Below are 14,810 nucleotides of genomic sequence, written 5' to 3' on the forward strand. Positions count from 1 at the left end.
TGGTCGGCTTTTGGTGGGCCTGGAGGCCCTTTTTGTTTGCGCCTGCAAACGTTATATTTTGGCTGTGACCTAAGAAAAGCGCATCTATGAGCAATATCAACGAAAACGTCCGCGCGGCGAAACCTCCCGGAGGCGGCTTGCTGGCGTTGGCTCAAGTTGCGAGCCATCACGGCATCAAAACCACGCCTGCCGAATTGCGCCACAGGATCGCGGTCAACGGCGAGGCGGTGACCAGCGAGGACCTCGTCGTCGTCGCGCGGAAAATCGGCCTGAAAGCAAGACTGGTGCGCAAACCCTCGCTGCAGCGCCTGCGCAATTTGCCGGTGCCCGCCATGGTGCAGATGAAGAGCGGGACATGGGCCATTTTCGGCATCGAGACCGCGCTCGGCAAATATCGCCTCTATCATCCGATGAGCCAGAAAGAGGAGCAAGTATCGCTCCCGGATCTGCTGCAGCGCATGGCCGGCGATGTCGTTCTCGTCACGAAGCCATCGCAGATCGCCTCGGAGAGCTTCAAATTCGGCCTAGCCTGGTTCATGATCCCGGTCCGGCGCTACTGGCAGCCGATCAGCCATGTCCTGGTGGCGTCGTTCTTCATCCAGCTCATCGGCCTCGGCCTGCCGCTGACATTCCAGCTCGTGATCGACAAGGTTCTCGTCTACAAGAGCTACTCGACGCTGCTGCTGGTGATCACGGCGCTGCTGTTACTGTCGATCTTCGAGGCCGCCCTCAAATACATGCGCACCTACGTGCTCAACCACACGTCGAACCGGATCGACGTGGAGCTCGGCGCGCGCCTGTTCGAACATCTGTTGAGCCTGCCGATCTCCTTCTTCGAGACCCGCGCAGCCGGCGTCATCGTCACAAGGGCGCGCGAGATCGAGAACGTGCGCCGCTTCCTCACCGGCAAGAGCTTGCCCTCGGTGATCGATCTCACCTTCGTCCTGCTCTATATCGCCGTTCTCTTCCTGTATTCGCAGTCGCTGACCTTCATCGTTCTTGCCACATGGCCGCTGTATATTTTCATCGGCGCGGTGATCCGGCCGGCATTCCGCCGCAAGACCAAAGACAAATTCCGCAAATGGGCGAATTCCCAGCAATTGCTGGTCGAGAGCATCGTCGGCGTCCAGACGCTGAAGGCCTCCGCGGTGGAGCCGATGTTCCAGCGCAAATGGGAGGAGCGGCTCTCGAGCTATATCCGAACCAGCTTCGAAACGTCGCTGCTCGGCGCAATCGCGCAAGGGTCGACCGAATTCGTGACCAAATTGTCGACCGCGCTGATCCTCTATTTCGGCGTCCAGCAGGCGATTTCCGGCTCCATGACGATCGGCGCATTGATCGCCTATGTGATGATCGCCAACCGCGTGACCCAGCCGATCCTGCGCGTCGCGCAATTGTGGCAGGATTTCCAGGAAGTGCAGGTGTCGATCGAGCATCTCGGCGACATTTTCAACGCGCCCTCCGAACAGCTGGAGCCGGGCCTGACCGAGCTGCCGCCCCTGCGCGGCGCGATCGAATTGCGCAACGTGCGCTTCCGCTACCGGCCCGAATTACCGGACGCGCTCAAGTCGATCTCGCTGAGAATCGCGGCGGGCGAAGTCGTCGGCGTGGTTGGACCGAGCGGTTCAGGCAAATCGACGCTGACCAAGCTGCTGCAGCGCTTGTACGAGCCCACCCAAGGCCAGATCCTGCTGGACGGGGTCGATCTGAGCCAGATCGATACGGCGTGGCTGCGGCGCCAGCTCGGCGTGGTGCTGCAGGAGAACTTCCTGTTCAACCAGTCCGTGCACGAAAATATCGCGCTCGCCAAGCCCAGCATGACCCGCGGCGAAGTGGTCCACGTGGCCAGGCTCGCGGGCGCCGACGAATTCATCAATAAATTGCCACAAGGCTATGACACAAAGATTGAGGAACGCGGCGCGAATTTGTCGGGCGGACAGCGGCAGCGGATCGCCATCGCACGCGCCCTGGCGACCAATCCGCGAATCCTGATCTTCGACGAAGCCACGAGCGCGCTCGACTATGAGAGCGAGCGTGCGATCCGCGCGAATATGCAGGAGATTGCGCGGGACAGGACAGTGATCATCATTGCCCATCGCCTGGCGGCGGTTAAGGATTGCGACCGGATCATCGGCGTTCTCGATGGCGAAGTGCAGGAAGTCGGCACGCATTCCGGTCTGCTCACGAAGCAAGGCGGCCTTTATGCGCGGCTCTGGGCCATTCAGTCGGAGCAGGCGAACGGATGACACAGCAACCCAATCAACCGCAGCGCCAGGACCCGGCAGGGCGGCCTCCCCAGGGTTTGAGCCTTGTCCCCGCCGGCGGCCAGGGCAAAGGTCCGAAAAAGCCCGCGCGTCCGAATCTCTTGGTCCTGCACACGCCGCACCAGCCCGATCGCGACGAGGGTGACCGCGAATTCCTGCCGGCCGCCCTCGCGATGATCGAGACGCCCGTGTCGCCGGCGCGGGTCGCCTTCATCTATGTCTTTTGCGCGATGTTCACCGCCTTGCTGGCATGGTCCTATTTCGGGCATATCGATGTCTATGCGACGGCGCCCGGCAAGCTCCAGGCGCTGGGGCGGACCAAGGTCGTGCAGCCGCTCGTATCCGGGCAAGTGCAGCAGATTTACTTCCACGATGGCGATAAGGTTAAGGAGGGGGATCCGCTCGTGCAGCTCGATCCGACCCAGGCTTTGGCGAGCGAAGCGTCGATCGCCACCAGCCTCGCCGATTTGCGCGCACAGGTCCAGCGCCGGCAAGCCGCGATGACGGCCGGCCGCGCGACTCCGATCGACACGCAGACACAAATCCAGTGGACCGGCGACATTCCGCAGGCGATCAAGGACCGGGAGCAAAAGAATCTCACCGCGGCGCTGACCGAATTGTCCGCCACGCTTGACAATCTCCAGGCGCAGCGGACGGTTAAGGTTTCGACGCGCGACAAATATGCCGCCAATATCAAAGTCTCGCAGCAGCAGCTCGACGTGATCACCGAACGCACGAAAATGTTCGAGACCTTATGGCAGAAAGGCTGGGCAAGCCGCGCCACCTATCTCGACCAGCAGCAGACGCTCCTGCAAACCCAGTCGGCGCTGACCGCGCTGGAGGGCAGTCTCGCCGACGCCGAGGCCGCGATCCCCGTGCTCGACGCGCAGATCGTGCAGACGCGCGAAGGCTTCATTTCCACCAATGTCGATGCCCTGACGACCGCCCAGCGCCAGGAAGACTCGACCGAGCAAGACCTGATCAAGGCGCAGGAGACGGTCAAGAACCAGACCCTGCGCGCGCCCATCGACGGCACGGTCGAGGCCTCGGCCGTCACCACTGTCGGGCAGGTGGTCAATACCGGCGCGCAACTGATGCAGGTCGTGCCCACCGACGCGCCGCTCGAAATCGAGGCCTATATTCTCAACACCGATGCCGGTTTCGTGCGGGCCGGACAGAATGCGATCATCAAGGTCGATACGTTCCCCTACACCCGCTATGGCACGATTTCGGGAAAAGTGGTGAAAGTCGCCAATGACGCGATTCCCGGCAAGCAGGCACAGAACCAGCAGAACAACCCGTCCCTGCCGCCGTCAGCCAGCGGCGACCTGTCGATCACGACCGCGGCGCAGAACAATCAGGACCTCGTCTTTCCGGTGATTATTCACCCCGATCGGACGTCCGTCTCGATCGACGGCAAACCGGTACAATTGTCGTCCGGCCTGACCGTCACGGTCGACATCAAGACGGAAAGCCGCCGGGCGCTGAGCTACATTTTGTCGCCGGTCGCGGATGTTCTGGCGACGGCGGCACATGAACGATAAGTAATCATGAAAAATTAGTAATAAAGCGCCCGCAGAATTTTGCGCATAGTGGTTAAAAGTCCACACTTGGGTGGTCCTGGCGAACGGGCGCAAAAGGACGTCACGACCCATTTTGATCGCCCACAAACGAGGGCAGCGCCGGCCGCAGCTGTGATGCAATCGGCTAAAGCACTGATTTTATGTCGTTATTTTGACACATAGATCCTCGTCGGGACCGTCGGTGGTGCACGCCGGCGGCCCCGTCGAACGACACAAATTGCCCCGAGTCGTTACAATTTGTCGCCGTTTTTGATTGCTCGTTCAGCTTAGGTACAGGAACGGCGGGCGATAATGACCCGAAATGTGATTTAACACACATTTTTGACCGTTATTTCATGGAACAGTGAGCTTGACTTAAAGAGCGGTGCTCATGATAACTTGAAATAGTGGCATCTGGGCAAATCGCTTGTTTAGGTGGGATTGTTAGGGAACAGCAAGATATCTGCATTGCTTACGTGATAATTCGGATGGGTTCCGCAGTATAAGTGGGTCTACCCGATGCATGAATGAACGGCAGTGAGATATAAGTGTCTGGAACAGGGGTTTGCGAAGGTAGAGTTTTAACGTGATGTTAAGACAATACCACCATTCGGAAATCGGAACGAGGCAATGGAGAGATAAATGGCCTACACGACTTATTACGGCTATAGCGCGCCTGTTTATGCTGGCTACACCGGCTATGTTGGCACCGGCTATGTTGGCTATGTTGGCTATGTTGGCACCGGCTACGTCGGCTATGTTGGCACCGGCTACGTTGGCTATGTTGGTACCGGCTACGTCGGCTATGTTGGCACCGGCTACGTTGGCTATGTTGGTACCGGCTACGTCGGCTATGTTGGCACCGGCTATGTCGGCTATACTGGCACCGGCTACGTCGGCTATACTGGGCCCAGCTACGCTTACTACACCGTCCACTAAGTGAGACGCTTCAAAAGGCCCTCCCCACGCATGTGGGGAGGGCCTTTTGTTTTGGGCGCACCGCCTTATGGTCGAGCGAACACAAAGTGACAATGGTTTGCGACCCACTTTCAGTCTTGTGCCCGATCATCCAAGAATTCGGCCCACGCCGTCGCAGCCGATCCGGCCTCATCGGTACAAATCCAAAGTATCAAAAACAACCGCCTCGGATTGCATGGGGTGCTGCAAGAGTCCCCAGGATATTTCCCCAACCCGCTTTCACCAAAATTTTGACGGATTAAAGGTTTAAGGTTCCGCCTGATCACAGCGCCATGCGCACTTGAGTTTGGCGAGAAGCTGCTCTAGCCTTGCGATTCCTTGAGGATGGCCGCGTGGGAGCGCAGCGACAAGGGAGAGTCTGATGGCCTATGTAACGGTACAATATTACGGGTATGGCCCCGGATATTATTTCGGCCCCGGCCCTTATTTTTACTACGGTCCAGTAGTCTACTATTCGTATGGCCCGGGCTATTATGTCTACGGCGGCCCCATCGTCTATTACGGCTATGCCCCCGCCGTTTATATCTACACGGCTCCGGTCATTTATTACGGCTATGCACCGGCTGTATATGCCTACGCGGCTCCGGCCTATTATTACAACGGTGCGTACGTAGTGGTGCACTAATCGTCGCGCATGTTCACGGCCGACGCGCCGGGGACTCGCGAAACGGGCCGATACCCGCACCTTTCGCAAGATGCTCGAGAGCACATCCATCAATATGGATGTGCTCTATTTTATGGGCCTTGCGGGGCCGCTTTTCGGTTGAAAAGGCGCATAGACCGCAAGCGCAACAGGATCTTCCCCTCCCGGGGTCGAAAAACATGTAAGAATATGTCAATAGCGACAGCGCTTGAAGACATTCTGCGAGGGTTCAAAACAGATGGATAACGGTCTGCATTTCATTTCCGGCCTGCCACGGTCCGGATCGACGTTGCTGTCAGCCATTTTGCGGCAGAACCCAAAATTTCACGCGACCATGTCGAGCCCGGTCGGCTCCTTGTTCCAGCGGTTGCACCATGGCATGGCTGCGCCGGGCGGCTTCGCGGTGATGATGGACGACGCGCAGCGCGAGGATATCCTGCGCGGCATTTTCGACATCTATTACAAGGCCACCCACCCGACCAAGCTGGTGTTCGACACCAACCGCTTGTGGTGCAGCCAGATGCCGCTGGTCGCGCATCTATTTCCGCAATCCAAAGTGATCGTCTGCGTGCGCGAACTCGCGTGGATCATGGATTCGTTCGAGCGCATCCAGGCGAAAAGCCCGCTCATCATTTCGAAGATGTTCAAGCCGCGGGATGCCGCGACCATTTATACGCGGGTCAATGCGCTGGGCAATCCGCACGGCACCGTGGGCTACGCCTGGAACGCGACCCAGGAAGCCCTTTTCGGCGATTTTGCCGACCGCCTGATCGTGATCGACTACGAGGCACTGACCCGCGATCCGAAGCGTGCCATGACTTTCCTTTACGAGAAGCTGGGGCTGCCAGAGTTCGAGCATGATTTCGACAATGTCGAATTCGAGGCGAACGAGGAATTCGACAAGGAGATTGGCGTGCCCGGACTGCACCGGGTGGCCAAGAAGGTGCAATATTCCGAGCGCCCGACGATTCTCCCGCCCGATTTGGTCGAACGGTTCTCGGGGCGCAATTTCTGGCGCCGCCCAGCGGCCCAGGCGCGCAAGGCGGCCATCCTCCTGCCCGCGAACCTGAAGCAGCCGATCATGCCGCCGGGCGGTCCGCGTCAGATGATGCGCGGCATGGGACCGCCGGCCGGCGTTTGATTTCGCCGGCCGGATGCGCGCCGCATGATCGCACCCTCCCTGCTCGATCAGATCACGCTCATCGTGGCAGGTCTCCTGTGCATGATCGTGATCCTCGCCGCGGCCGCAACCTATGGGCTGATCCTTGCCCTGCGGCCGCTGCTGCAACGCTATGCTTTGGCCCGGCCAAGCGCGCGCGGCCTGCATCGGACGCCGACCCCGCAAGGCGGCGGTATCGCCATTGTTCTCGCCTTTGCCGTCATCGGCGGGTTGGCGGCCGCCGTCTTCATCGGGCTGATGCCCATGCCGCAGAGTTTCGGGGCTCGCCAGGTGGCGACCCTTGCTGCCGCGGCGGCAGCCGCATGCGCCCTCGGCGCCTTTGACGATATCCGGCCGCTCAGCCCGTTTCTCCGGCTCGCGTTGCAATTTCTCATCGCCGCAGCGGCCCTGACGGTTCTGCCCGCCGGCGCCCAGGCCCTCCCCGGCTTCGTGCCGATCTGGCTCGAGCGCACGATTCTCCTCGTCGGATTGGTGTGGTTCGTCAACCTGACCAATTTCATGGACGGGATGGATTTGATGACGGCCGCCGGCTTCGTGCCGGCGCTCGCCGGCCTGCTCGTTCTGACCGGCACACTCGATTTCCCCCCCGTCCCCGGCATGATGGCCGCGGCGCTGCTGGGCGGACTTCTCGGCTTCGCGCCCTTCAACTGGCCGGTCGCGCGGCTCTTCCTGGGCGACGCCGGCAGCCTGGCGATCGGCCTGATCGTCGGCACCCTTCTCGTCCTCTTGGCAGTGCAAGGCCATCTCGCGGCGGCGCTGCTGTTGTGCCTCTACCATCTTGCCGACAGCACGATCACGCTGTTGCGGCGGCTGGTGCGCGGCGCCAAAGTCTGGGAGGCGCACCGCGAGCATTTCTATCAGCAGGCAGCGATGAAGGGATGGAGCGCCGCCCGCGTCGCGGCCTGGGTCTTCGGGCTGAACGCCATCCTGGCGGCGCTGGCGATCGGCACGATCTATGCGGACGCGACGGTTGCGGCGCTCCTGCTTCTCTGCGGCGCCGCCCTAACGGGCTGGACGCTCGGGTCTTTTTCGGGTGGGCTAGCTTAAAACATTTTCCAGGAGAGTTGTTCGACTTTTCAATTAACGATCCAGGGTCCGCGCAGCGAAAATGCGATAAAACAAAGGCGTAGAGCAATTTTGCGGTTCTGAAAGAACGCAAAATGCGCTGGCGGTGAAAACCTGATGTTTGGTGCCCGACCCGGACGTCCGTTTGGGTGACGAATCGGCGTGAATGTATGCGCTTTTTTCGGCCGATTAAGCTCCCCTATGATCTTGAGATGGGAGAGGAACAACAGCCGGGCAAATTTGCCATCGTGGCGACCATTAAGACAGCCCCCGACAAGCGGGAGGAAGCCGACACAGCCGTGCTGTCCACGCGCTGACTATTGTCAGGGCGGGCCGTCGTCAGTCGGCAGTGCTCCTTGCGACGAGCCTGGGGTTTTTGCGTGCTCATTCTGTGCCCGGGCGGACAGCTGCCTCAACACGTCGACGAAGTCGTTGAAGCGCTCGTCGCCGATGTCGTGCGCCCATTCCGTGTGCAACCGGCGCATGCAGGCCAAGATCACATCGACAACCTGCTTCCCGCGTGCACTTAGATAGATCAGGCGCCGATCGCCGTCTTCGGGGGCGCGCCGCTCGATATAGCCAAGCTCCTCGAGTTGGACGATCAGGTAGTTCATGGCCTGCCGCGACATTCGCTTTTGGCGCGCCAATTCTGACGGCCGGATACCGTCCGGCACCGGGTAGGTGAACACGGGAAAGTGCGCTTCCTGCAAGTCGCTGAAGCCGGCATCGTGGATAGCGCGGGACAGATGGTCGCGCACGCGCTCCCAAGTCATTCGCAGGAGAGCGCCGAAAAACGGTTGGCCCGGCACCTTGCCGGTGGCCTGACGATCCGCGGGTAAATTGGGTGTTGACATGTTAGTAAAGCCACTTTACGAAATATTTCGTAAAGTCATTTTACGTCAGGGAGTGGAGCAATGGAAGCGCATTCGGATAACATTGTTCGGATCGGCGAATTGGAATTGACTTTCCTTGTCAATGAGAAAGGAGCCACGGTCTTCGAGTGCGTTGTTCCGCCGGGCGCTCGTGTGCCTGTACCTCACTACCATCAAGAGGCCGACGAAACCGTCTACGGACTGGAAGGCGTTATGACGGTGACCGTTGATGGCCGGAAGCAGCTCCTCAGTCCCGGTGAGGCCGTGTTCATCCCGCGCGGGAGCGTGCATCATCACGAGAATCTGCATGAGGGCAGGTCCCGGACCTTGGCGGTGCTGACCCCCGGCACCATCGGGCGCCGCTACTTCGAAGAGATGGCGGAGGTCATCAACGTCCCCGGCAAGCCGGACCTGGCCAAGGCCAAAGAGATCATGCTCCGCCACGGGCTCGTTCCCGTTTAGGTGTCACAACGCAGCTTTGATCGGCGGAGGAGGTGCGCGCCGGCTCGTCCATCTTCGACACATAGACCGAGGCGCGTCGGGTATTCGACGAAGGCATGCCATCGGCATGGATCGCGGCGCTGAGCGCCAGCGTGCAGGCTTCGCGCGCCGTCATGAAATAACGCACCATATCGGGATGGGTGACAGTCACAGGGTCGCCGCGCTCGATCTGCGCCTTGAATTTCGGCGCCGCCGCCCCGACCGAGCCCGGCACGTTGCCGAAACGCCCAGCGATATGCCGCAAATGGCCCTGAGCCGCCTGTCTCCGGCGTCGATCATCAGCCCTGGCGAGGAGCTAACTTATTGCCTGGCCGTGACCCTCAACCTTTTGAGACAGTCACTCTGCGCTAGAGTCGCCTTAACGCTTGCCAATCTAGGTCAAGCGTGCCGGCGGACACCCTGCACGGCCCGTTTCACCAGCGTGGTCGGCGCGTTGATCGAGGCTTTGAAGCGCTGGAGACCTGAGTTGACAATGTCGCGCTTTTCATCAGGGTTTTTCTTGGACAACGTCCGGAACAGCCAGCCACGCCGCCGGTCACTCGGCAGGTCATGCCCCAGAGGCCTTGGCCTGACGCCCAGCATGCGCAGGAAGTGGTTCATCTGGTACGCATGGGCCCGCTCTACATTCTCCGGCAGGTAGACCAGAACACTCAGCGCGACACATGAAGCCGGACCATTGTGGACCCAATGCGGGAAATTGACCGGCACATGCAGACATTCGCCCGGCGAAAGGTGGAAGAGATGCTCCTGTTTGTCCTTTGTGGTGTCTCGCCGGCAGGCATGCAGGTCGCCCCAGTAAAATTGCTCGATTTCCTGCTCGCTGAGCAGCGAGCGGTCGGAGCCGTCGAACATATGGAAGTTCTTGGTGCCCCGCACGATACAGAGAAAGTTCGTCTCTGAATCGATATGAAAATTGGTGACCGAGTTGGGCGAGCCGATGAAAATATAGCCGGTGATGTGAACCGCTTCCTTCAACATATCGCGTCCGACTGCGGTGGAGAGGTCACCCACGACCTTGCGAAGAAGGGCTTTATATTCCGGGTCGGTCTCCGAGTCCTCGATCATGACCCAGGCACCCGATTCCTCGCTCGTGCGGATCATTCTGGCCACGTCAGAGACGTGGGTCAGCCCGTTCCAGGCCGCGTCCGTGTGGGGGACAGTGAGGGCCTTGCGATAGTGCACCTTGCCCTCGCCCCGTTCTCTCCGTACGAGATCGGCGAGCTGCGCCAGACGCTCGAGCGTGAAAAGGGGATGGTCCACCAGGGAATGCTTGACCACGAAGGGCTGGGCATTGAGTTTGCCGGCGAACTCGCCCCGCCTCGCGGCGATCAAGGCGTCCTCGCCTTTCGCTCGCGTCACTTCGCGTTCAACTTCGATAGCGCCCGCCATGGAAGCACCCAATCTCTGGTATGTGTCGGCAGAGTATTACAGGGCTCTGATGATGGCTAGATCCACTCCCGCAAGGGTTTCTCATACAAAAGGATACGGACAAAAGGATGAGCCGGGCGCGCAACGCTGCCCGTTGCACTCAGGTCCTGGCCCTTGGCTTGACCGGCAGATCGACGATCACATTGTCGCTTTCGCTGCGCGTATCCCGCGGGTCGGCATAGCCGGGGATCGCTTCGGCAAAGACCCGCTCGGCCGCGTCGCGGTCGCTCGTCTTGACCGCCTCCTGCAAGGTGGCGATCCAGCGCTGAAGGCGGCTTTGATCGGCGGAGGAGGTGCGCGCCGCCATGACGCCGTCGACGCCGATGTCGATGGTGCGCTCCTGCCCCGCGAACAAATATTCATTGAGGCGCTCGCCTTCGCGAATGCCGGTGAAGACGATCTTGATGTCGAGATCGGGTTCGCGCCCGGTGAGGCGGATCATCCGCCTGGCGAGATCGACGATACGCGCCGGCTCGCCCATCTTCAGCACATAGACCGAGGCGCGCTGGATATTCGATGACGGCATGCCGTCGGCATGGGTCGCAGCGCTCAGCACCAGCGTGCAGGCTTCGCGCGCCGTCATGAAATAACGCACCATGTCGGGATGGGTGACGGTCACGGGGCCGCCGCGCTCGATCTGCGCCTTGAATTTCGGCACCACCGACCCGACCGAGCCCAGCACATTGCCAAAGCGCACGGCGATATGGCGCAAATGGCCCTGGGCCGCAGCGTTCCCCGCATCGATGAGCTGCGTATAGATTTCGGCGAAACGCTTGGTTGCGCCGAGCACCGAGACGGGGTCGACCGCCTTGTCGGTCGAGATCATCACGAAGCTCGCGCCGACGCTCTGCGCCGCATCGGCCACATTGATCGAGCCGAACACGTTGGTCTTGACGCCCTCGGCCCAGTCGCGCTCCAGGATCGGCACATGTTTGAGCGCGGCCGCATGCAAAACGAGATGGGGCTGGAAGCCTTGCAGCAGGGCGCGCATGCGATCGCCGTCGCGCACATCCGCGATCGCCGAACTGATGATCGTCTTGGTCTTGTGCAAGTGCAGCGCTTCGGTCACGCCATAGAGCGCGGGTTCCGAATTGTCGATGATCAGCAGTTCGTCGGCGCCGTACGCTGCAACGCGCGCGCAAAGCTCCGAGCCGATCGAGCCGCCGCCGCCCGTGACGGCGACGCGTTTGCCGGCCAAGAAAGCGGAGATCGCCTCCTTGTTCGATTCGACCGGCGGGCGGAATAGAAGCTCTTCGATTTCGAGCGGCCGGAACGCACTGTCGCCGTCCGTTTCCGAATCGAGCGCCTGCATGCGCGCGAGACCGATGCCAAGCTTCTGCGCAGTGGAGACGAGCGCCTCGTGTTCGAGATCGGCGGTGTTGTCGGACGGCGCGAACACCAGCTTCGTGATGGCCTGCTCGCGGTCCTGAAACTCGGTCAAGATCCGCTCGAGATCGCGAAAGCCGCCGACAACGCTGACGCCGCGAATCGAAATGCCTATGTCGCCCGCCTGCGGCGAGAGGATGCCGCGCGCGATATAGCGATGGCGGAGCATGCCTTCGAACGCACGCAAGACAACGTCAGCTTCGGTGGTACGCCCGAGCACCAGCACATTGGCCGCTTCGCCGCGATCAGACGCGCGGCGCGACTGGTGATAGCGGTAATAGCGGTAGGCGAGCCGGGCCCCGCCGAGGAAGAACATCTGCAGGATCCAGTAGATGAAGGCCGTCCGTCCGCCAAAGGTGAGGTCGGGAATGAGATCGCGGGCGCGCAGCGCGTATTCGGACGCGAGAAGCGCCGCCGCCAGGATCGTTGCGGCGCGCGTGATATTGAAAAGGTCTGGCAGAGACGCAAAACGCCATTTGGAGCGGTAGAGCCCCGACCGGTTATAGACGATGCCAGCAAAAACCACGAAAACCGGCAAGATGAAGGTGAGTACCGCGAGGCGGCTGCTGAATTCGTCCCCTTGAAACCGCAGGAACAAGGCCAGGACCAGCGCAGCGGCGGTCGCGAGCAGGTCATAGACGATCACGATCGTCCGTTTTGCGGTATTTTTGAAGCCACTGACCAAGACGAACTCTTTCCCAAAAGACCTTCCGATCCCATCGTACCGGAAAATCCCTACAACTTTCCCCGCAAATACGCCGGGCGAATGTCCGTATCTACCCTAGCCGAGCGAAAACGAGAATAGCACGCCTATTTTTGTTCCAGGGGCTTCGCGCCGTCCGTCAGCAAATCATCCAGAAACGTGATGTGCGTGGCGACGAATGACGGCCGCAAATGGGTGCTGTCGGCAAATTTCGGGATGCCCTCGTCGAAGAATGGTGAACAAGACTTCTGGGCGCCGCAGATATCGGGCAGGGGATCGAGCGTCACGGCGCCGGTTTCCCGGGCGATTTGCGCCAACCGATTATTGGCGTCTGCCGAAAACTCCCGAAGTTCCGAGACCTTAGCGCCGTCGATGAGATCCGTGTTGATCTTGACCCCTAAGAGCGACCGCCGAACCATTTCCCGAGGATCGAACCCCTGATAGGTTGGCGGCGAAAGGATCAGATACACTTTGAGCTTTTGTTTGATCAGCTCCGTGACTTCGTCGCGGAGCTTCTCATAAAACAGACTTGTGCCGCGCTCGCCCTTAACCGGCACATATTTCTTGCCATCGCGCACCAATACGCCCGTGTCAGTTTCGAGAGCCCATAGCGAGCCCAGTACGACCGTATCGATATGATTTTCGGCCATGACTTTGTCGAGGATTTCGAGGAACCTATGGCAGTGCTCGAAAGGGTGCGGCTTCTTGATATCCGGGACGGGCGCGCAGGCCCGGCCGACGACAAAATAGACCGTCTTGTCCAACCGGCCCTCGTCATAAAGTTCCTGCACGCGCGGCCCGTATTGATAGACGACGCTATCCCCCACGAACAACACTTTGCTCGCACCGGAGCCGATTTTCGAAACCTCGATGTCGCCGGTCAGCGACCGCGTCATATCCTTTGTCGACTGGAACACACCATCTTCGACGGCGGCATTCAATTTCGAAATCTGCAGGTGCTGGTCGTTCGCGTAACGCCCGGCGAAGCCGCCCTGTAGCCAAACCGTCGCCCCGGCCACTCCAGCCGCACTCATCGTCCCAACGAGAATGATCGCGCTGATGCGCCGATTCATCCGAAACCGAAAGCGCTTCTCGATTGCTACATACGTCAGCCACGACAACGCAAAGCTGACGGCAAGGATGCCAAGCGCGGCGAGCGGCTTCAGCGGCCGCCCATCGCGAATCATATAGGCGAATGAAATGAGAGGCCAATGCCATAGATAAAGCGGATAGCTGATGACACCGATGGCGGTTGCGACGCGGTGCGCCAGGATCGTCCTGTTCACAAGGGCATACGGGCCCGCATAAATGATCGCGGCGGCCGCGCCGACCGGAAGCGCCGCCCACCATCCCGGAAATGTCATCCGCGGATTCATCAAGCCGCAGGCAGCGACGATCACGGCGAGCGCCACCCACCCCATCACGTCCCCGATGCGGGACGTATCACGTCCGGACGCCAAGCCGTTCGACGCGTGCGCGATGCCCAAGCTTTTTTGATCGGGATACCCTTTACGCGCGGCGGCATATGCAGCATCTATCCACGCGCTTCCGGCCAGCACATTCGCTGGGCGGCCGCCCGTGGCATACAGCGAGAGATAGGCCACAATGCCGCCGCAGGCCAACTCCCACAGACGCGTGAACGGCGAATAGAAGTCTGCCGTTATATTCCAACGGCTGAAATATATATTCGCCACAAACGATAGGGCCGTGATTGCGGCGATCGAATAAAACCGATTTCTGTTCAGCTTAGATATGATGATGAGAAACAGCGGCCAAAAAATATAGAATTGCTCCTCGACACCCAAAGACCACAAGTGCAAGAGCGGTTTGAAAATCGCGACACGATCGAAATATCCTGATTCCTGCCAGAGCAGAATGTTGGACAGAAAGCCGGCGCCACCAAGGGCATCTTTGCCCAGTTGCGCCAGCTCACTCGGCAACATGACAACGAAGCCATAGGCCAGGCTGGCAAACAGCACGACGATCAACGCCGGAAAGATGCGGCGCACCCGTCGGCCATAGAAGCCGGCCAGACTGAACGCGCGGGCATCGAGTTCCTGAAAAATGTGGCGCGAGATCAGGAAGCCGGAAATGACGAAAAAGATGTCTACGCCGATAAACCCGCCGGGCAAGGCTCGTGGCAGCGCATGATATAATATCACTGGAATGACGGCGACCGCGCGCAGACCATCAATGTCCGGGCGATGGTATTCGGTTTTGCCGGTCAA

The 14,810-nt window shown here is 60.1% G+C and carries 12 protein-coding genes; 7 read left to right on the forward strand and 5 right to left on the reverse strand.

Annotated elements, in window-relative coordinates:
* The first annotated feature begins 86 nt into the window (after nucleotides 1-86).
* The 6 genes from V9T28_RS20275 (at nucleotide 87) to V9T28_RS20300 (ending at nucleotide 7,674) form a co-directional block, all read left to right on the forward strand.
* Nucleotides 87-2,246: a type I secretion system permease/ATPase gene (locus V9T28_RS20275; protein WP_116401773.1), complete on the forward strand. Its 2,160-nt coding sequence runs from the start codon at nucleotides 87-89 to the stop codon at nucleotides 2,244-2,246.
* Nucleotides 2,243-3,808: an HlyD family type I secretion periplasmic adaptor subunit gene (locus V9T28_RS20280; protein WP_116401774.1), complete on the forward strand. Its 1,566-nt coding sequence runs from the start codon at nucleotides 2,243-2,245 to the stop codon at nucleotides 3,806-3,808. The genes V9T28_RS20275 and V9T28_RS20280 overlap by 4 nt, the downstream gene beginning before the upstream one ends.
* A 660-nt stretch (nucleotides 3,809-4,468) precedes the next feature.
* On the forward strand, nucleotides 4,469-4,765 hold the full coding sequence (locus tag V9T28_RS20285) for a spore coat protein (RefSeq protein WP_116401775.1): 297 nt from the start codon (nucleotides 4,469-4,471) through the stop codon (nucleotides 4,763-4,765).
* A 400-nt stretch (nucleotides 4,766-5,165) separates the two neighbouring features.
* Complete coding sequence (locus tag V9T28_RS20290) at nucleotides 5,166-5,429, forward strand: hypothetical protein (protein ID WP_116401776.1); 264 nt, start codon at nucleotides 5,166-5,168, stop codon at nucleotides 5,427-5,429.
* A gap of 256 nt (nucleotides 5,430-5,685) precedes the next feature.
* Nucleotides 5,686-6,588 (forward strand): sulfotransferase family protein, encoded by a 903-nt coding sequence (locus V9T28_RS20295; protein WP_116401777.1) that lies wholly within the window; start codon nucleotides 5,686-5,688, stop codon nucleotides 6,586-6,588.
* A 24-nt stretch (nucleotides 6,589-6,612) separates the two neighbouring features.
* Nucleotides 6,613-7,674: a glycosyl transferase gene (locus V9T28_RS20300; protein WP_116401778.1), complete on the forward strand. Its 1,062-nt coding sequence runs from the start codon at nucleotides 6,613-6,615 to the stop codon at nucleotides 7,672-7,674.
* A 341-nt stretch (nucleotides 7,675-8,015) separates the two neighbouring features.
* Here the strand turns inward: V9T28_RS20300 and V9T28_RS20305 are convergent, their stop codons facing one another.
* Complete coding sequence (locus V9T28_RS20305) at nucleotides 8,016-8,546, reverse strand: MarR family winged helix-turn-helix transcriptional regulator (protein ID WP_199500192.1); 531 nt, start codon at nucleotides 8,544-8,546, stop codon at nucleotides 8,016-8,018.
* Nucleotides 8,547-8,606: 60 nt separating this feature from the next.
* Between V9T28_RS20305 and V9T28_RS20310 the strand changes: the two genes are divergently transcribed.
* Entirely contained in the window at nucleotides 8,607-9,026 is a 420-nt protein-coding gene (locus V9T28_RS20310; protein ID WP_116401779.1) for a cupin domain-containing protein, read from the forward strand.
* On the opposite strand, the gene V9T28_RS20315 is transcribed toward V9T28_RS20310, so the two are convergent.
* The 4 genes from V9T28_RS20315 to V9T28_RS20330 form a co-directional block, all read right to left on the reverse strand.
* Nucleotides 8,995-9,309 carry a polysaccharide biosynthesis protein gene (locus V9T28_RS20315; protein WP_116401780.1) on the reverse strand — a complete coding sequence of 105 codons (315 nt, stop codon included), beginning with the start codon at nucleotides 9,307-9,309 and terminating at the stop codon, nucleotides 8,995-8,997. The two genes, V9T28_RS20310 and V9T28_RS20315, sit on opposite strands and share 32 nt — an antisense overlap.
* A gap of 134 nt (nucleotides 9,310-9,443) precedes the next feature.
* Complete coding sequence (locus V9T28_RS20320; protein ID WP_116401781.1) at nucleotides 9,444-10,454, reverse strand: cupin-like domain-containing protein; 1,011 nt, start codon at nucleotides 10,452-10,454, stop codon at nucleotides 9,444-9,446.
* Between the two features lie 139 nt (nucleotides 10,455-10,593).
* Nucleotides 10,594-12,564 (reverse strand): nucleoside-diphosphate sugar epimerase/dehydratase, encoded by a 1,971-nt coding sequence (locus tag V9T28_RS20325; RefSeq protein WP_116401782.1) that lies wholly within the window; start codon nucleotides 12,562-12,564, stop codon nucleotides 10,594-10,596.
* A gap of 125 nt (nucleotides 12,565-12,689) precedes the next feature.
* A complete protein-coding gene (locus V9T28_RS20330; protein WP_158554846.1) occupies nucleotides 12,690-14,810 on the reverse strand; it encodes an acyltransferase family protein in 2,121 nt (706 codons plus the stop codon).

This window comes from Methylovirgula sp. 4M-Z18 (assembly GCF_037890675.1).
In the GTDB taxonomy this organism is placed as follows: Bacteria; Pseudomonadota; Alphaproteobacteria; order Rhizobiales; family Beijerinckiaceae; genus 4M-Z18.

Coding starts and splice junctions, on each gene's coding strand:
- V9T28_RS20320 (WP_116401781.1), bottom strand. CDS start 10,454: ATGGCGGGCGCTATCGAAGTTGAACGCGAAGTGACGCGAGCGAAAGGC.
- V9T28_RS20290 (WP_116401776.1), top strand. CDS start 5,166: ATGGCCTATGTAACGGTACAATATTACGGGTATGGCCCCGGATATTAT.
- V9T28_RS20305 (WP_199500192.1), bottom strand. CDS start 8,546: ATGTCAACACCCAATTTACCCGCGGATCGTCAGGCCACCGGCAAGGTG.
- V9T28_RS20310 (WP_116401779.1), top strand. CDS start 8,607: ATGGAAGCGCATTCGGATAACATTGTTCGGATCGGCGAATTGGAATTG.
- V9T28_RS20300 (WP_116401778.1), top strand. CDS start 6,613: ATGATCGCACCCTCCCTGCTCGATCAGATCACGCTCATCGTGGCAGGT.
- V9T28_RS20285 (WP_116401775.1), top strand. CDS start 4,469: ATGGCCTACACGACTTATTACGGCTATAGCGCGCCTGTTTATGCTGGC.
- V9T28_RS20275 (WP_116401773.1), top strand. CDS start 87: ATGAGCAATATCAACGAAAACGTCCGCGCGGCGAAACCTCCCGGAGGC.
- V9T28_RS20280 (WP_116401774.1), top strand. CDS start 2,243: ATGACACAGCAACCCAATCAACCGCAGCGCCAGGACCCGGCAGGGCGG.
- V9T28_RS20295 (WP_116401777.1), top strand. CDS start 5,686: ATGGATAACGGTCTGCATTTCATTTCCGGCCTGCCACGGTCCGGATCG.